Genomic DNA, 16,767 nt, shown 5'->3' with positions numbered 1-16,767 from the left:
CAAGCGGTAGTCTGTCGTCGGTCATCGGGAAAAACTCCTCGGGTGTTGGTGAAGCTCGACACTTCCACCTTAACCGATGAGCCCGGTGGCCACCGAGACGCCGACGCCGGGGTGGGGCCTCGGCCCCACCCCGGCATACACCGTCATCTACACCGGGAAATTACACCACGACCGCGGACGCTACCTCGTGCCATAGCGTTCGGCATCCTCAAACGGCAGCGGCGACCAATCGTCAGAAGGGTAAACCTCATCATAAATTGCCTTCGCGGCGGCTCGTAGCTGCGTGTCGTGGTGCATCGATCCGACTCCTGTTCCTCGCGTCAGCCGTATGGAACAAAGGAAGAACGATTCGCAAGCCGCGTTGATCCCCGATGGAAACCCGATACGTTGCCGCAGCCGACTCATTCGGCTCGGAGGATGCGATGGTTCGTAATCTGATGTTCGCTGCGGCAGCCCTGACCATGGTCGCCACGCCCGCGCTGGCTGCCCCGTGTCGGGATGCGAAGGGTAAGTTCGTCAAATGCCCGGACAAGGCACCTGCGAAGCCGACGCGCTGCAAGGACGCTAAGGGCAAATTCGCTAAATGCGGGACCGTTGGCGCAAAGCCAGCTTAACGATGCTGCGGATCATCGCCACCATCATGAACGCGATGACAATGGCAACGGTGGTGGCGGTGCTCATCTATGAGTGCGGCGCACTTTCCAGATTATTGTCGGGTAAAATAACCCGATTACGAACGAAGGGTATTCGGGATGGCAATAGCCGCCTTAACCAATGATGTTTTTGTCTAATTAGAAGTCAGAAGATTACCCCATCGTTGTCTAACGAGGGGAAACCTATGAAAGTCCGATTTGCAATTGCCGCTGTTGTCTTAGTAGTGTCGCCGGCGGCAATAGCTGCGCCCGGTATAACGGCGAGTATGGATGAGGCTAATTTTGCCACCCATATGTCAACGCAAGTTGGGCTATTTGAAATCTGCGGTCAGCAAGCGGCCCTTGGGGCAATCCCCGCAAACTTGAAAGCGTTCGAGCAAAGCCATTACGGCACGTTCGGTAAGCCGCTGGCGAGCGATATGGGCATGATGACCGCGCTCGATACAGCGACAATTATTGGCAAAGCGGGTGGGAAAGCGAATTTCTGCGCTGGATTGGCCCGGATCAAGCCGACAGCGGTTAAGGGTGTTCAGGACACATGGGCCGCTTTGCAAAAAGCGCATCTAGCGGCAAAGACGACGGGTCACTGATCCAGCAGGATCATCAGGCCAATGTATCGGGAGCGGGCTGCGCGCGCCTTAAATAAGAGAACCGCGCAGCTTCGCTCTCACGGAAAGAAAGCGACCTTTGGACAAATACGGGCAACCCGTCGCCCATTATCCCATTGCGGCTTGTAGATCGCTTGTCCGTGTTCAAGCTGCCAGCATGACAGGTCGCCATGATCACCTGACAGGATCGCCAACGTACGCCCATAGCGATCCTCGCCAACCCGGTTTATGCGGATCGTCCCAATCATCGCATCCGCAAGCGACTGCTTTGACGCATAGCCGTCACCGGGCGCGCAGTTACGTCCCATTCTACAGTGACCGGGCAATTCAGGCGCATCGATCCCGAGCAGCCTAATCCGTTCGCCATTGCAGCGGACTGTGTCGCCATCTGTGACCGTGCAGCCTTCCACGCCACTGTCATAGCCAGGTTGCAGCACCGTTAGCGCGGAAGAGGGCAGGGCGCCGCCAATGCCGCCAACAATAGCAGCGGCACCTAGAACCAGTGCAGGAACAGCAAGCCGCTTGGCCTTCTGCCGCCGCCGCTTGGCGCGATAGTGTCTACCCATCTGGATGGGGACGGCGCGGAAGGGCTTCTTAAACGACATGGTATCAACTTCCATGGCCGGGCATCAACCAGATCAATGCCGCCGACCCTCTTACTGACATGTGAGGTTTAATGTTGGGTAGTCGACAGGGAACGGACTGCCTTAAAGCGATTACTCTTTTTTTCTAGGACTTCGTCTTTTCAAAGGGGCGACGGTTGCGTTCCACGGCAGCTTCGCTTTACCTAGCCCTGCGCTTCCGCAAATTCGGGGGCGTTGGGGGCTGGTAATCCTCTTGGCAACGTTGGCTGGTCACGGATTAGTGGCCGGGTAACGGGCGCGCATGTCCAAGGCTTCTAGCCCAAAGGCGTCCGTGCCTTTGCGCCAACGTGCAAGGATTACCATGCCCGGCTTGATGCCGGGGTGCCCCTCAAAATGGAAAGGGGCAGGTAATGAGCGAAGATCACGATACGGAAAAAAAGGCAGCGTCGGGCGCAGACGCTTGGCGGATACGGGCGGCTAAGACCTCCAAGGATCAGGAGCCGGGCTGGCTCGAACGGGTTTTTGGCATCAATACGCGAGGGGGCAAGTTGGGATGCCTCGGTATTGTTGCCGCCGTCATTACGCTGCCGATCGTCGGCGTAAGCTATTGCTCTTACCAAGCTGCCGAACAGACACGCCTTGCCGAAGAGCAGAAAGCCAAGAATGACGCTGCGCAAGCAGAGAGAGACGAGCAGTTGTACAAGGCCTCCGTTGCATCAGGAGCCGTATGCGTCGATGGCCCTGATGGGCTAAACACGGCTTTTGAACTCAACGTCAAACGCCGACTGAAAGACCCTGATAGCTTCGAGCATATGGGAACGGTCATCACCCCGTCGAAGAAGGGCGGATACGATGCTTTGATGCGGTTTAGGTCACGTAATTCGTTCGGTGGTTACGCTGTTGGAACTGCGATTGGTCACTTATACGTCGCGGAACGCGGTGTCTGCGAAGTTCGTGACTTCCGGGTGGCAGGCTAATCGCCGCGCTATCAAGCAAGGCTACAATATCGCTTCACTGTCGCTGTCGACAATCCGAAGTGCGCTGCCGTTTGAGCGATGCTGGCGGCATTATTCTTCCGCCACGATTGAACCTCGATACGATCCGCTGCCATCGGCCTGCCAAGGCTTGTCTTCCCCCTATGCGTTTTGCCCGTAGCGGCGAGGGAGGCCTTGGCGGCGGCGCGTCCGGCATCGCAGCGTTCCCTAATCCGCTGGCGCTCCATTTCGGCCACCTGCGCCAGCACGGCAACGATTAGTTCGCCTACGCCCTTGGCAATCGGACCAAGGCCCCGAACATCGACCGTTACGCCCTTGTCGATCAGGCGCCGGATCGTTGCTTGAATATCCAGGGCGTCGCGGCCCAAGCGATCGATGGCGTAGATGCAGACCGTATCGCCTTCGCGGACATATCCTAGCAGAGCGGCGAAGCCCGGACGATCAGCGGCAAGCACTGCGCCAGATACGCCCTCGTCCGAAAACTCCTTGTCGAAGCTACCCCCAAGGGCCTGACGCTGTGACTCAACGCTCTGGTCCGAAGTCGAGCAGCGGTAATAGGCAATGCGGGACATACAGGCTCCGAGTCGCTCAAAAGATAGGCTCTCTTTACAAGCCTAGCAATTATATTTGGAGTCCTATCTTTTGATCTATTCTACAGCGCCGCTGCTGGGGAGGCTCAAAGGTTACAAGTTTCAAATCTCGCTTACAGGTAGCGAACTGACCGCGCGGGATGAGCCTAAGCCACAGCGCTTATGATCGACGCTATGTCGTTCTGTTCTAACCCACCAACAGAGGGGAGGGGGGGGCTTGGCACAACCATGGCTCCGCTACTACGTTGTTGGTGGAAACTAGGAGTGATCCAAATTGGCAAGCAGAAGTTACCGAGCCTTCATTGCTTACCCCGGCTCACCCGCTGATCTGGCTGACCCAATCACAAAGGCCGCCCAAAGTCTTTCCCTAAGCAACCCGGATATAAAGGCTTGGCCATCCCTAGAGCCATTCGGTTTGAACATACCTGGCGAAGTTCGCAGTGCTATAGAGGATGCAGACGTTCTATTCGCAGACGTAACCCGTCCCAATATGAACGTGTACTACGAAATTGGTTACGCAATAGGACTTGGCAAGACATTTGCGCCGATCATAAACGTATCATTTGCAAATGCCACTATAAGTACACGCTCTCTAGGACTCTTTGCCAACATCGGCTATCAAGTTTATGAAAACTCAAAAGAACTTGAGAGGATTATCATCGCGACGCCGTATAATCCCCTTCTAGGGCTTTACTCGCAAGACATTAACTACTCACAACCGCTTTACGTTTTGGACACTCTAAGAAAGACCAATTTTCGGAATGCGGTAGTTTCTGCGATCAAAGAATCCAGATCGCATTTCCGCAGCTTTGATCCGGTCGAGATGGCACGCGTGTCGGTGGTGCAGCTTATCGCGGAAGTAAGTGGCTCGTCTGGCATAATCGTACCCTATCTCGCACCGCATATAGATGATGCGGAGCGACACAACCTTAGAGGTGCTCTCATAGCGGGCCTTGCCCTCGGCCTTGGGCGCGAAACGTTGATGATTACCGACTTTCATGACGAGGATGCCCCAACAGATTACAGTGATGACATAGTCGTCGCCAAGGATCAGGCGCGGATATCTGAAATCGTAGGAGCATTTTGTTCGGAAGCAGTTTTGGCGGCGCAAGAAATCCCCACCTTAGCTAAAAAAGTTGACCGTTCGATTTTGCAAAACCTCTCTCTTGGCGCATCTGCGGCAGAGAATGAATTTAGAGACTTAAATTCGTATTTTGTTGAAACATCGGAGTATCTTCGTGCGGTTCGCGGCGAAGTCAACATAATTACCGGAAGGAAAGGATCGGGGAAGTCGGCTATATTCTTCCAGGTCCGTGACAATGCCCGACGTAAGAAAGGTAGCCTGACGGTAGACCTTAAGCCTGAATCGCATCAGCTAAGCACGTTTCGCGAACAGATTATCTCTACCGCGGGCGCGGGGGTCTTTGAGCATACTATTGCAGCATTCTGGTACTTCGTCTGCCTTTCTGAAATGCTTCTAGCGATATACCGCCGAATAGAAGCGTCCTCAAAATATGACGGCCGCCTACTGGGCGTCATGCGAGGCATAGAAGAGGTTTTTGAGGAATATCACATCCTCGAACCCGGCGACTTCACCACGCGGCTTTCGCGGCTTTCGACACTGGTCGCCAGAGAATTGAAAGAGGCATCCAGAAATGGAAAATCAATATCAGTAAATCAAGTAACCAACTTAGTATTCAGGAGTGGTATTGGAAGAATCCGAGATTTAGTAGTCGAGCATACACCTGCGAAATACCCCATCACATTCCTATTTGATAATATCGATAAGGGATGGCCTGCGACTGGCGTCCAGTCAGAGGACATAACTATTGTAAGACTTCTCGTGGAGTCTCTAGATAAAGTTCGTCATGATCTTGCGGCTAAAGGTCGAGAGTTTCGTTCGCTGGTGTTCATCAGGCATGACGTTTATGACCTGATGCTTGATCAGACTTCCGACCGAGGTAAAGCTGGACAGGTTTCGATTGATTGGACCGATCGCGCCAAATTAACGCAAGTTATCTATCGACGGTTACAAATTGGTCTGTCGGATAAGCGCTCTAGTATGGGCGAATTGTGGAGCCGCATTTTTCCACTCAAAGTGCTTGGGATGGACAGCTTGGCGTACTTCATTGACCATTGCTTGATGAGGCCGCGCTTTTTGATCAACCTTATCGAATATGCTCTAGCCAACGGGATTAACAGAGGGCACCGGACTGTCGATGAAGCGGACTGCGTCGATGCGGTAAGGCAGCATTCATTGGCACTAGTTGACGATTTTGGTTTTGAAATGCGCGATGTGTCCGGTATTTCGAGTGAATTGCTCTACGGTCTCATTGGCGTTCCTAGAATAGAGAGTCGAAGTAAAATCATCCAACGCTTTCAGCGGGGGGGGGTTGTATCGGATGATGGCGAGAATATCATAGACTTAATGCTTTGGTATGGGCTTTTAGGCGTTCCGGCGGTTGATGACGAGGGGGACAAGTTTATCTATGACTACCTTTATAATATGAAACGTTTAAAAGCTGCTATTATCCAGCTTGGAGAAGACCCCTCTTTGACTATAAATCCTGCCTTGCACGTTGGATTGGTTTCCTAGCTATTATGGTTGCACAACATGTCATTAATCTGCTGATTGATCAGGCAGAGCCTTGCGGAAGGCTGTATTCGCGATTCCCCGACGTGCGGCAAGATGGGAGAATCCTCTGTAAATCACGCCGTGCATTTCTAGAACCGGATTACGGGCCAAGGTATCTTCTATACCGTGTGGAACGTGTAGTCTCGTTAGGTATTTGCGGTTAAACGGCGATACGTTGCGATCGTGAAGGCGTGGCAGATTAGAACCTGGGTGCATGTATTCTGGGCGTAAAAGGCTGATATGGGTTGAAACTAGAGATCGACTGGAAATCAGCTTTCTATCCCCTGATGTTCTTTGCTGACCGGCGGATCGCTTCTATAGAAAGCGGCTCGCGTTTCCTATGCGCCATGCGGTGGCAGTTGGCACACAGCAGTGCCAAGTCAGTAAGCTTGGTCTTGGTGCCCTGTGTCAGTGTATGGATGGGCTTAGTATGGTGTACTTCGATGTACCCTGCACCTAATTCGCCATAAGCCTGTGCGAAGTCGAAACTACAAACCTCGCAAGCCAACGTTCCTGCCAGCGCCGCTGCTTTACGCTTCTCCCAAACTAGCTTTGGGTCGCGTTCATATCGCTTGTGAAGGCGCATAATGACGCCGCCCTCTTCGCCCTCATACGGCTCGCCGCTGGGCTGACCGATGGTGTTGGCTTCGTCCGCGTTTATAACCGCGCTACGAATCGCTTCGGCATCTATGGCGAGGGCATCCCATTGACCCTGATATTCAGCCCACACCACCCTCTCTAACGCGCCGCCGGCCTTCATCCCCACCTTCCCCTGTGCCGTAAAGGCCGGGTCGAGCGCACGAAGATTCATCATCTTCATGTAAACGCCGTTGGCGTTGCGGAACGTGTCGCTTGTTGTTTCGCCGGTAAGGCGACGCATCTTATTTAGCAGGTCGGAAAGCATCGCAACGGCAGCGCTTTCTTTGCCAGGAGGACTGACCGGGTTTGTCCGATACAGGTCAAGCGCAAGGATGAGTTCGTCACGATTCCATGCGGGATTGCGTCTCCTGTCCTGGATTTGAAATCCAAGCGTCCGTAACCGACCGACTACTGTAGCTTCGCCGCCAGCTAGACGAATGTCCCGAGCGTAAGGCCGGTTCATTCCGATAGCCTGTGCGACGTTCGCTATTGCTTTTGAGGCGTACGACCGACCGTCTTTGATAATCCAATATTTTGATGCGGCTTCGAATCCGTATTTGTCGAAGAATGCGCGCTCTCCAATCCGGTCATATTCGGCCATCGCCTGTAGCACGCCGGATTCGCTTATATCGGCTGCTGCCATATCGTTTCCCCTCCCTTACGTACCAGCATCTTTGGCTCGCCACGCAATAACAAGGCAAAATCGATTGTTGGGCGGATTGTGGGCCGATACGCCGACGGACGCCAAAAAGTAAACCGAATCAGGGGGTTAGCAGCATAGGTGGCGGAGACGGAGGGATTCGAACCCTCGGTACGGTTTCCCGTACGACGCTTTAGCAAAGCGTTGGTTTCAGCCACTCACCCACGTCTCCGAGCTGCGGCGTCGGGCGGCTATAGCGAGGGTCTTTCGGGGGATCAACGGGGTTGAGGCCCGCATTCGATCGTAATTTCGGCGCCGCCCGCCGTTCGTTCATTGCCGGGCAAGCGCCGGGGTGGTTAACGAGGGGCGGCGCCGTGTGGCGCGACGAGGGGGAATGGTGATGCGGGTGATCGGTTTCGCGCTGGCGGCGAGTGCGCTGGTGGCAGCAAGTGCGCCCGCACAGGTGACGACGATCGATCCCAATCGCGCGATCGACGGCGATTTGTCGACGCAGGGGCGGACGACATCCTCCACCCCGCGCAGCGCGCCGCGCCCCACGCCGACCCCGGCTCCCTCCGTGGAGCGGGACTGGGCAGCGCAGCCGGAGACCACGGCCGGCGCGTCCGGTGCCGGCTTCACCCAGGCCCCCGCACCCGCCTATGCCGGCCAGACGACCGAGGCGCAGCAGCAGGCGCAGGCCGACGCCACGCTGAAGGCCGCCTCCACCTATCAGCGCGAAGACCTGCTCGCCGCGGGCGAGGGCGTGTTCGGCAAGGGTGCCGCGGGCCTCGCGGGCATGCTGGAAAAGGTGCTGAAGGAGCAGGGCGAGCCCAACGCCTATATCGCGGGCCGTGAGGCGGCGGGCGCGTTCGTGCTGGGCGTGCGCTATGGCTCGGGGATCATGAGCCACAAGGTGGAGGGACAGCAGCCCGTCTATTGGACCGGCCCGTCGGTGGGCTTCGACGTCGGCGGTGACGCCAACAAGGTGTTCGTCCTCGTCTACAACCTCTACGATACCGAAGAGCTGTTCCGCCGCTTCCCGGCGGTGGAGGGGCGGCTGTATCTGGTCGGCGGCTTCGCCGCGACCTATCTGCGCCGCGGCAACATCGTGCTGATTCCGATCCGCCTCGGCGTCGGTTACCGCGCCGGCGTCAACGTCGGCTATATGAAGATCACGCACAAGGCGAAGTGGCTGCCGTTCTGACCGGTCGGGCGAGCGCTGCACGTACGTCGCAGCGACGCTCCACCCGTACCCCTGAGCTGCCTCGCACTGACGATAGGGGTTCGGCGTAGCCTTTTGCAGAGAAGCTCAGGCGAGCAGCGTCGCGATCCGCTCCATCCGTTCGCCAGCGTCGGCGATCCGTTCGGCCAGGATCAGCCGGCCGTTCTTTGTCTCCAGCCCGTCGACCTGCCCGGCGATATCGCTGTCCGCCCGCGGCGTCAGCGCCACCGCAGCCGGGCCGGCATCGATCCGTGCGACGCCATGCGCGCGGGCCAGTTCGCGCACCCGGGCCAGCGCGATCAGCCGCATGGCCGCATCGGGCACGTCGCCGAACCGGTCGCGCAATTCCTCCTCGAACGCCTCGACATCCTCCACATCGCGCAGCCGCGCGAGCCGGGCGTAGAGCGACAGCCGCAAATCCTCGTCCGGAATCCAGTCGGCCGGCAATTGCCCTTCCAGCCCCAAATGCAGTTCGGGCGTCCAGCGCTCCACCGTCTCGCCGCGCGCGGTGCGCAGCGCGCCTTCGAGCAGCTGCTGGTACAGTTCGACGCCGATCAGCCGCATATGCCCGGCCTGCGTCTCGCCGAGCAGGTCGCCAGCGCCGCGCATGTCGAGATCGCGCCCGCTGATCGCGAACCCCGCGCCCAGCCGATCGAACGCCTCAAGCGTCCTGAGGCGCTTCAACGTGCGCGGCGCGATGGCATGCTCGCCATCGGTGAACAGCAGCACCTGCCCGCGCCGATGCCCGCGCCCGACTCGCCCACGCAACTGGTGCAGCTGGGCAAGGCCGAAGCGGTCGGCATGGACGATCGCCATCGTATTGGCGCGCGGCACGTCCAGCCCCGCCTCGATGATGTTGGTGGCGAGCAAGACGTCGCCGTCGCCGCGGCCGAAGCGCACCATCGCCTCGTCGATCTCGGCGGCCGGCATCTTGCCATGCGCCTGCAACAGCTCCAGTTCGGGCACCAGCTTGGCGAGCTGGTCCGCGAGCGGCGCCATGTCGGCGATGCGCGGCACGACGACAAAGCTCTGCCCGCCGCGCGCGCGCTCCCGCAGCAGGGCCGCGCGTAGCGTCTCGGGCGCAAAGGTGGACACGGCGGTACGGATCGGCTGGCGGCGCGCCGGCGGCGTCGCGATCACCGACAGCTGGCGCAGGCCGACGAGTGCCGCTTGCAGCGTGCGCGGGATCGGCGTCGCCGACAGCGTCAGCACATGGCCCGCCGACCCATCGCCCGCCGACAACGCCTGCAGCTTCGCCTTGTCCGCGGCGCCGAAGCGCTGCTCTTCGTCGACGATCACCAGCGCCAGGTCGCGATAGGCGACGCCCTTGCCGGCAACCGCGCCCGTGCCGATCACGATATGGATGCTGCCGTCCTTCAGCCCTGCCTTGACCCGACGTGCCTCGGCGGCGGTGGACAGGCGCGACAGGCCGGCGACGACGATGTCGGTGCCGGCGAAGCGCTGCGTGAAGCTGTCGAGATGCTGGCGGGCGAGCACCGTCGTCGGCGCGGCGAGCGCGACCTGCTTGCCCGACAGCGCGGCGATGGCGGCGGCGCGCAGAGCGACTTCGGTCTTGCCGAAGCCGACGTCGCCGATCACCAGCCGGTCCATCGGCCGCCCGGAGGCGAGGTCGCTGCGCACCGCCTCGATCGCGAGCAGCTGGTCGGGCGTTTCGGAAAAGGGGAAGCCCGCGGCGAAGCGTTCATAGGCCGCGGGATCGGGATCGAGCACCGGCGCCGTCCGCTCGCCGCGTTCGGCGGCGAGGTTCGTCAGGCCGCGCGCGGTTTCGGCGATCGCGGCGTCGATCCCGACGCGGCGCTCGTGCCAGCTCTTGCCGTCGAGCGTGTCGAGCTTCACCGCATCGTCCTCGGCCCCATAGCGCCACAGCCGGTCGGCGTCGGCGACGGGCACCAGCCGCACCGCGTCGCGCGCATAGACCAGCTTGATCGCGTCGCCGCCGGTCTCCCCGTCTTCCGCCAGCGACTCCAGCCCCGCGACGGTGCCGATGCCGTGATCCTCATGGATTACCGTATCGCCGACGCGGATCTCGGTCGTCTGGAGCAGGTCCGGGTCGACGCGCCGCACCGCCCCGTCATCGCGATCCGCACGGCTGCCGATCAGGTCAGCGGCGGCGACCGCCAGCACGCCCTTCGTCGCAAACCCGCGATCGGCGGGGGCGGCGAGCGTGAGCAGCGATCCCTTCGGCGCCTTGGCCACGGCCGCCCAGTCGTCCAGCGCGGTCGCGCTCGCGTCCACCGCTTTCTCGATCCGTTTGGTCAGGAAACGCAGGTCGCGCGCGCTGCCGAGCAGTACGACCCGCGTGCCCGCGGCCAGCGCCGCCTTGGCGACCTTGGCGAAGGCGCGCATCGGCCCGCGCTGTTCGACGAAGCGGGGCGGCGGATCGCCCGCCTTGGGCAGAGTCTTGACGGTCCGCTCTGCCATCGCTGCGGTCCAGGCGTCGTCATCCACCACCTCGCGCGCCGCCCGGCGGGCACCCCGGGCGGCGGCATCCGCGCTCAGCAGAAGCAGGCGGCGGCGGCGGTCGTCCGCCGCTGGCGACACGACGATCGTCGCATCGGGCAGATGGTCGATCAGCGTGCAGCGTTCCTCGCCCAGCGGCGGTTCGGCGACGCGGCCCAGCTCGCGCTGCGTGACTTCGCCCGTGCTGCGCTGGTCGGCGGGGTCGTAGGATCGGATCGCGACGACGTGGCCATCGCCCACCTCGATCCGCAGCGGTGCGTCGGCGTCCGCGGGAAACACGTCCAGCACCGCGCCGCGCAGCGCCAGCTCGCCTGGTTCGTCGACCCGCTCGTCGGCGATATAGCCAAGGTCGGTCAGTGCCTCGGCCAACGTCGCCAGATCGCATGCGCTGCCGACCGTCACCCGCGGCGGTTCGGCATCGAAGGCTGCGGGGGCAGGGCAGGCGCGGGCGAGCGCCTCACCCGTCGTGATCAGCGCGATCCGCGGCCGCTGGCGCTTGGCGAGCGTGCAGCGGACGGTACGCAAGGCCGATACGCGCTGCCCGACATTGGCGGGGAGGCGGGCGCCTCGTCCCCGGGCAGCGCGTCGGTGCCGGGACAGACCACGACCGTCGCCGCGGGCATCATCGCGGCGAGCGCACGGGCCAGCGCTGCCGCGCGCACCTCGTCCGCTTCCGCCGCCAGCACGTCGCCCTTGCGCAGCAGGCCAGCAAGCCCCGCCGCGGTTTCGGCAATGCCCAGCCGCCCGTGGGGCCGGTCGTCGCCCGGGGCGAGGGTCGCGATCTCCGCGGCGGACAGCGTACGCATGAACTGGGGCATCCTGTTGAAGGATACCCGGAAACACCCGCCCGCCCATCGCCGTTCCGCACGTGGGCAAAAGAAGATCGCCCGCGTCGTCACGGATCGCCCCGCGCAGATGATCGTTGGCAGCGCGCCCGCGTCGCGGCATCAGACCCGCAGACACTCCTCCCTTTCATGAGAGACGCCATGACCCAGACCGCCCTCATCACCGGCGCCACCGCCGGCATCGGTGCCGCCGCCGCCCAGGAATTCGTCGGCGCCGGCTGGCGCGTCATCGCTACCGGCCGCCGCGCCGACCGGCTGGACGCGCTGAAGGCCGAGCTGGGCGATGCGGTCCATACGCTCGCCTTCGACATTGCCGACGACGCCGCGACCGCCGCCGCGATCGACAGCCTGCCCGCGGACTGGCGCGACATTGATCTGCTCATCAACAACGCCGGCCTCGCGCTCGGCACCAAGCCCGCGCAGGAGGCGAAGCTCGACGATTGGCGCACGATGATCGCCACCAACGTCTCTGCGCTCGTCGCGCTGACGCACCGGCTGCTCCCCGGCCTGATCGAACGCCAGGGCGCGATCATCAACCTGTCGTCGGTCGCGGCGACCTATCCCTATACCGGCGGCAACGTCTACGGCGGGACCAAGGCGTTCGTGGAGCAATTCTCGCTGGGGCTACGCTCGGACCTGCACGGCACCGGCGTGCGCGTCACCTCGATCGAGCCGGGCATGGTGGAAACGGAATTCACCGTCGTGCGCACCGGCGGCGATCAGGGGGCATCCGACACGCTGTACAAGGGCGCCGACCCGATGACCGCGGAGGATATCGCCGCAACGATGCTGTGGGTCGCGACGCTGCCGCCGCACCTCAACATCAACCGGCTGGAATTGATGCCGGTCAGCCAGTCCTTCGCCGGCTTCCAGGTCGCGCGGAAGGGGTAGGGGCCGACCAAAAACGCCGTTCGCCCTGAGCTTGTCGAAGGGCTGGGTGCTCCGCGCGGTCCCGGTTCTTGCGGAAACCTGTGCTTCGACAAGCTCAGCACGAACGGGGAGTATCGCCGATCTGCCCACCAACCCACCGTTCGCCCTGAGCCTGTCGAAGGGCTGGTGGCCGCGAGCGCGCGTCCTCCCCGTGGCGACCCGCCCTTCGACAAGCTCAGGGCGAACGGTGAGGGAGGAACCTCAATCCCGCCCCGCGCACGGATCGCGCAGATGCTGCGACAGGAAGGCGATCAGCGCCTCCACCCGCGCCGGGCGCAACGCGCTGGGCGGGGTGACGATGTGCAGCCCGATCGGCGCCGGCGCCCAGTCCGCCAGCAGCGGCACCAGCGCGCCGCTGGCCAGATGCGGGCCGACGATGAAGGCCGGCAGCCGCGCGATCCCCAGGCCGGCGAGCAACGTCGGCACCAGCGCCTCGCCGCTGTTGGCGATCAGCGGCCCCTGCGGTCGGATCGCGACGTCGCTGCCGTCGGCGTGCTGGAAATGCCACGGCCCAGTGACGTTCGAATAGCCGAGCAGCCGATGGGCGGACAGCTCCGCCGGGTGCGCGGGCGTGCCATGCTCCGCCAGATAGGCAGGCGATGCGACCAGATGCGCTGCGATATCGCCCAGCCGCCGCGCGCGCAGGCTGCTGTCGGCCAGCTCGCCGATGCGCAGCGCCACGTCGAACCCTTCGGCGACGATATCCACCCGCGCGTCCGAACAATGCAGGTCGATCTCGACGCCCGGATGCTCTTTCAGGAACGTCGCGAGCAGCGGCGCGACGTTGCTGATCCCGAAGCTCATCGGCGCCGCCAGCCGGACGCGCCCGGTCGGTACGCTCGCGGCATCGCGTGCCGCTTCCTCCGCCGCGCGCGCCTCGCCCAGGATGCGCGTCGCATGGTCGGCGAGCGGTCGCCCCGCCTCGGTCAGCGCCAGCCGACGCGACGTGCGGTGGAACAGCGACTGGCCGATATGCGCCTCCAGCCGGCTGATCGCCTTGGACACGGTCGCCTTGCTCAGCCCGATCGCGTCGGCGGCGCCGCTGAACGAACGATGCTCCACCACCGCGGCGAAGATCGCCCACGCTTCCAGATCCGGCAGTCGCATCGATCCCCCCACAGGTTGCAGCCGCCAGCCTTACCCAAAGGAACCGCTTGAGGAAACGATCGGTTTCCAGCGTTTCCGTTTACGCGCCGATGAGCCGACGCCATCTTGGCGGCCAAGACAGATGGAGACTTCGCGATGACCAAGGTTCTGGTGCTCTATTATTCCTCCTACGGCCATATCGAGAAGATGGCCGACGCCGTCGCCGAGGGCGCGCGCGAAGGTGGGGCAGAGGTCGCCATCCGCCGCGTCGCCGAAACCGCGCCGGACGAGATCGTCAAGGCGGCCGGCTTCAAGACCGACACCGCGCACCCGCTGATCGAGGGCCCCGATGCGCTCGCCGACTATGACGCGATCATCGTCGGCGCGCCGACCCGCTACGGCCGGATGCCCAGCCAGATGGCGGCGTTCTGGGACACGACGGGCGGCCTGTGGTTCAAGGGCGCGCTGATCGGCAAGGTCGGCGGCGCCTTCACCTCGACCGCCAGCCAGCACGGCGGTCAGGAAACGACGCTCTTCTCGCTCATCACCAACCTGCTGCACCACGGCATGGCGATCGTCGGCCTCGATTACGGCTTCCAGGCCCAGATGGGCGTCGATGAAGTCCGCGGCGGCTCGCCCTACGGCGCCACCACGATCGCCGGCGGCGACGGCTCGCGCCAACCCCACGCCGAAGAACTCGCCGGCGCCCGCTACCAGGGCAAGCGTATCGCCGAGACGGCGGCGAAGTTGAAGGCGTAACGGCGGCCAAACCCACCCCGCCACCCTGTTCCGGGGGGCTGCCCGTGAAGGTCCGGATTTGGCTGTGCGCTCATTCCTCCCCCGCCAGGGGGAGGACTATGCCGATGCGCTGCAACGGGAAGGCTGGAGAGTCCAGCCTCCCCCTTGCGGGCCGGTGGACCCCGGAACGAGTCCGGGGTGACGGGGTATTCGGGGGCACGCGTCACGCGCACCACCAGGATGACGCCCGCCCGCCACCGCGCTACCACCCGCGCATGACCCAAGCCCCCACACACCCCCCACGCCCCCGTCTCGCCTTTAACCACACGCCGGGCATCGGTCCGACGATCGTCTTCCTCCCCGGCTACGCCTCCGACATGACCGGCACCAAGGCGCTGGCGCTGGAGGCCTGGGCGGGCCGCACCGGGCGCGCGTTCCTGCGCTTCGATTACGGCGGGTGCGGCGCGAGCGAAGGCGACTTCGCCGACCAGACGCTCGCCGGCTGGCGCGACGATACGCTGGCGATGATCGACCAGATCGTCGCCGGACCGGTGGTGCTTGTGGGCTCGTCGATGGGGGGCTGGCTGATGCTGCTCGCCGCCAGGGCACGGCCCGATCGCGTGCGCGGCCTCGTCGGCATCGCGCCGGCCCCCGATTTCACCGACTGGGGTTTCACGCTCGACGAAAAAATGGTGATCCTGCAGCAGGGCAAGCTGGAGCGCGCCAACCCCTATGGCCCCGAACCGACGCTCTATACCCGCGGCTTCTTCCAGTCGGGCGAAGCTAACCGCTTGATGTTCGGCGCCATTCCCTTCGACGGTCCGGTGCGGCTGGTGCAGGGGCAGGCGGACCCCGACGTGCCCTGGCATCGCACCGTGCATCTGGCCGAGCTGATCCGTTCAGCCGACGTGCAGACGTGGCTGGTCAAGGACGGCGACCACCGCCTGTCGCGCGACACCGACGTCGCGCTGATCGTCCGTGCGGTCGAGGACGTGCTGAGCCGCTTATGATCCTGTTGTTCGCCGCCGCGTTGCAAGCCGCCACCGCCCAACCTGCCGACCCGCGCGAGGCGCGCTTCGACCGCTGCGTCGCGCTCGCCCGCACCGATCCCGCCGCCGCCCGCGCGGAAGCAGTGCGCTGGGGTGCCAGCGGCGGCGCCTGGTTCGCGCGCCAATGCGCCGGCCTCGCCTACACGCAGGAGGGCAATTTCCCCGCCGCCGCCGTCGAATTCGAAGCGGCGGCCAAGGCCGCGGAAACCGCGCACGATAAACGCGCCGCCAATTACCGTGCGCAGGCGGGCAACGCCTGGCTCGCGGCCGGTGACGTGCCCAAGGCGCGGTCCAACCTCGACACCGCGCTGATCGCGGGGACGCTGGAAGGGCTGGCGCTCGGCGAGGCGCAGCTCGACCACGCCCGCGTGCTGGTCGCGGCCGGCGAGCCCGAGGGCGCGCGTCGCGATATCGATATGGCGCTCAAGACCGCGGGCGACGATCCGCTCGCCTGGCTGCTGTCCGCGACGCTGGCACGGCGTGAGGGCGACGTGATCCGCGCCAAGACGGACATCGCCGAGGCGCTGAAACGCTCCGCCGACGATGCCTCGGTGCAACTCGAGGCGGGCAATATCGCCGCACTCGCCCGCGACGAGGCCGGCGCCCGCGCCGCCTGGGCCGAAGCCGCACGCCTCGCCCCCAACGCCCCCGCCGGCAAGGAAGCCCGCGCCGCGCTCGCCCAGTTCGGCGACGTGCCAGCGGCAAAGGCGGCGCCGGTGGGCCGCTGAGGCCAGCCCCACTCCGTCATGCAGCAGAAGGGCTGATTGACGATCCGCGTGGCCCTAAGTCCTCCCCCGCCAGGGGGAGGTGGCATGCCGAAGGCATGACGGAGGGGGAGGTAAGGGTGAAGCTTCATCGCTCGAGACCGTCCTTTCCTCCCCCTCCGTCACCGACTTCGTCGGCGACACCTCCCCCTGGCGGGGGAGGAACAAGGTCGCCACCCCCACTCCGTCACCCCGGACTTGTTCCGGGGTCCACTGCCCCGCGGGGGCAACGGCAAAGCCTCTTGCCGTCCCCCCGCCGCCCGGTGGACCCCGGACCACGTCCGGGGTGACGAAGTGCCCCCCCTCGA

13 protein-coding genes, 1 tRNA gene and 1 pseudogene are annotated in these 16,767 nt (G+C 63.2%); 9 read left to right on the top strand and 6 right to left on the bottom strand.

Annotated features, from left to right (window positions below; all coding sequences use genetic code 11):
• Positions 1 to 616 precede the first annotated feature (616 nt).
• Together ACP690_RS15965 and ACP690_RS15960 are read left to right on the top strand one after the other, a co-directional pair.
• Positions 617 to 778, top strand: a complete 162-nt coding sequence (locus ACP690_RS15965) for a hypothetical protein (protein ID WP_426261632.1) — start codon at positions 617 to 619, stop codon at positions 776 to 778.
• A gap of 60 nt (positions 779 to 838) precedes the next feature.
• Positions 839 to 1,243 (top strand): hypothetical protein, encoded by a 405-nt coding sequence (locus ACP690_RS15960; RefSeq protein WP_426261631.1) that lies wholly within the window; start codon positions 839 to 841, stop codon positions 1,241 to 1,243.
• A gap of 77 nt (positions 1,244 to 1,320) precedes the next feature.
• Here ACP690_RS15960 and ACP690_RS15955 read toward each other — a convergent pair whose 3' ends face one another.
• On the bottom strand, positions 1,321 to 1,881 hold the full coding sequence (locus ACP690_RS15955; RefSeq protein WP_426261630.1) for a thermonuclease family protein: 561 nt from the start codon (positions 1,879 to 1,881) through the stop codon (positions 1,321 to 1,323).
• A gap of 374 nt (positions 1,882 to 2,255) precedes the next feature.
• On the opposite strand from ACP690_RS15955, the gene ACP690_RS15950 reads away from it, so the two are divergent.
• Positions 2,256 to 2,822 (top strand): hypothetical protein, encoded by a 567-nt coding sequence (locus tag ACP690_RS15950; RefSeq protein WP_426261629.1) that lies wholly within the window; start codon positions 2,256 to 2,258, stop codon positions 2,820 to 2,822.
• 11 nt (positions 2,823 to 2,833) lie between these two features.
• Here the strand turns inward: ACP690_RS15950 and ACP690_RS15945 are convergent, their stop codons facing one another.
• Positions 2,834 to 3,412 carry a recombinase family protein gene (locus ACP690_RS15945; RefSeq protein ID WP_426261628.1) on the bottom strand — a complete coding sequence of 193 codons (579 nt, stop codon included), beginning with the start codon at positions 3,410 to 3,412 and terminating at the stop codon, positions 2,834 to 2,836.
• 508 nt (positions 3,413 to 3,920) lie between these two features.
• Here ACP690_RS15945 and ACP690_RS15940 point away from each other — a divergent pair.
• Positions 3,921 to 6,026 (top strand): P-loop ATPase, Sll1717 family, encoded by a 2,106-nt coding sequence (locus tag ACP690_RS15940; RefSeq protein ID WP_426261627.1) that lies wholly within the window; start codon positions 3,921 to 3,923, stop codon positions 6,024 to 6,026.
• A gap of 316 nt (positions 6,027 to 6,342) precedes the next feature.
• Here the strand turns inward: ACP690_RS15940 and ACP690_RS15935 are convergent, their stop codons facing one another.
• Entirely contained in the window at positions 6,343 to 7,347 is a 1,005-nt protein-coding gene (locus ACP690_RS15935) for an HNH endonuclease (protein ID WP_426261626.1), read from the bottom strand.
• Between the two features lie 139 nt (positions 7,348 to 7,486).
• Positions 7,487 to 7,576 (bottom strand) — tRNA-Ser (locus ACP690_RS15930).
• Positions 7,577 to 7,738: 162 nt separating this feature from the next.
• On the opposite strand from ACP690_RS15930, the gene ACP690_RS15925 reads away from it, so the two are divergent.
• Positions 7,739 to 8,548 (top strand): DUF1134 domain-containing protein, encoded by an 810-nt coding sequence (locus ACP690_RS15925; RefSeq protein WP_426261625.1) that lies wholly within the window; start codon positions 7,739 to 7,741, stop codon positions 8,546 to 8,548.
• A 105-nt stretch (positions 8,549 to 8,653) separates the two neighbouring features.
• On the opposite strand, the pseudogene ACP690_RS15920 reads toward ACP690_RS15925, so the two are convergent.
• Positions 8,654 to 11,853 (bottom strand): annotated as a pseudogene (locus ACP690_RS15920) (TRCF domain-containing protein).
• A gap of 180 nt (positions 11,854 to 12,033) precedes the next feature.
• Between ACP690_RS15920 and ACP690_RS15915 the strand changes: the two are divergent.
• The gene (locus ACP690_RS15915; RefSeq protein ID WP_295562155.1) at positions 12,034 to 12,783 is read left to right on the top strand and encodes an SDR family NAD(P)-dependent oxidoreductase; all 750 of its coding nucleotides are present in this window, start codon (positions 12,034 to 12,036) and stop codon (positions 12,781 to 12,783) included.
• 240 nt (positions 12,784 to 13,023) lie between these two features.
• On the opposite strand, the gene ACP690_RS15910 is transcribed toward ACP690_RS15915, so the two are convergent.
• Entirely contained in the window at positions 13,024 to 13,929 is a 906-nt protein-coding gene (locus tag ACP690_RS15910) for a LysR family transcriptional regulator (protein WP_241890958.1), read from the bottom strand.
• Between the two features lie 135 nt (positions 13,930 to 14,064).
• On the opposite strand from ACP690_RS15910, the gene wrbA reads away from it, so the two are divergent.
• From wrbA to ACP690_RS15895, 3 genes are all read left to right on the top strand, one after another.
• A complete protein-coding gene (gene wrbA, locus ACP690_RS15905) occupies positions 14,065 to 14,667 on the top strand; it encodes an NAD(P)H:quinone oxidoreductase (RefSeq protein ID WP_024310391.1) in 603 nt (200 codons plus the stop codon).
• A gap of 254 nt (positions 14,668 to 14,921) precedes the next feature.
• Positions 14,922 to 15,656, top strand: a complete 735-nt coding sequence (locus ACP690_RS15900) for an alpha/beta hydrolase (protein ID WP_426261624.1) — start codon at positions 14,922 to 14,924, stop codon at positions 15,654 to 15,656.
• Complete coding sequence (locus tag ACP690_RS15895) at positions 15,653 to 16,423, top strand: tetratricopeptide repeat protein (RefSeq protein WP_426261623.1); 771 nt, start codon at positions 15,653 to 15,655, stop codon at positions 16,421 to 16,423. Before ACP690_RS15900 ends, ACP690_RS15895 begins: the two co-directional genes overlap by 4 nt.
• Positions 16,424 to 16,767: the final 344 nt, after the last annotated feature.

Origin of the sequence: Sphingomonas sp. DC4900 (genome assembly GCF_049896485.1) — a bacterium.
Taxonomy (GTDB): Bacteria; Pseudomonadota; Alphaproteobacteria; order Sphingomonadales; family Sphingomonadaceae; genus Sphingomonas; species Sphingomonas aquatilis.
This window is presented reverse-complemented; position numbering and strand designations above follow the sequence as displayed.

Bases quoted from the DNA above. Each gene is read 5' to 3' on its own strand.
- wrbA (WP_024310391.1), top strand. From the start codon at position 14,065: ATGACCAAGGTTCTGGTGCTCTATTATTCCTCCTACGGCCATATCGAG.
- ACP690_RS15945 (WP_426261628.1), bottom strand. From the start codon at position 3,412: ATGTCCCGCATTGCCTATTACCGCTGCTCGACTTCGGACCAGAGCGTT.
- ACP690_RS15895 (WP_426261623.1), top strand. From the start codon at position 15,653: ATGATCCTGTTGTTCGCCGCCGCGTTGCAAGCCGCCACCGCCCAACCT.
- ACP690_RS15925 (WP_426261625.1), top strand. From the start codon at position 7,739: ATGGTGATGCGGGTGATCGGTTTCGCGCTGGCGGCGAGTGCGCTGGTG.
- ACP690_RS15900 (WP_426261624.1), top strand. From the start codon at position 14,922: ATGACCCAAGCCCCCACACACCCCCCACGCCCCCGTCTCGCCTTTAAC.
- ACP690_RS15915 (WP_295562155.1), top strand. From the start codon at position 12,034: ATGACCCAGACCGCCCTCATCACCGGCGCCACCGCCGGCATCGGTGCC.
- ACP690_RS15935 (WP_426261626.1), bottom strand. From the start codon at position 7,347: ATGGCAGCAGCCGATATAAGCGAATCCGGCGTGCTACAGGCGATGGCC.
- ACP690_RS15950 (WP_426261629.1), top strand. From the start codon at position 2,256: ATGAGCGAAGATCACGATACGGAAAAAAAGGCAGCGTCGGGCGCAGAC.
- ACP690_RS15960 (WP_426261631.1), top strand. From the start codon at position 839: ATGAAAGTCCGATTTGCAATTGCCGCTGTTGTCTTAGTAGTGTCGCCG.
- ACP690_RS15955 (WP_426261630.1), bottom strand. From the start codon at position 1,881: ATGGAAGTTGATACCATGTCGTTTAAGAAGCCCTTCCGCGCCGTCCCC.
- ACP690_RS15965 (WP_426261632.1), top strand. From the start codon at position 617: ATGCTGCGGATCATCGCCACCATCATGAACGCGATGACAATGGCAACG.
- ACP690_RS15910 (WP_241890958.1), bottom strand. From the start codon at position 13,929: ATGCGACTGCCGGATCTGGAAGCGTGGGCGATCTTCGCCGCGGTGGTG.
- ACP690_RS15940 (WP_426261627.1), top strand. From the start codon at position 3,921: ATGAACGTGTACTACGAAATTGGTTACGCAATAGGACTTGGCAAGACA.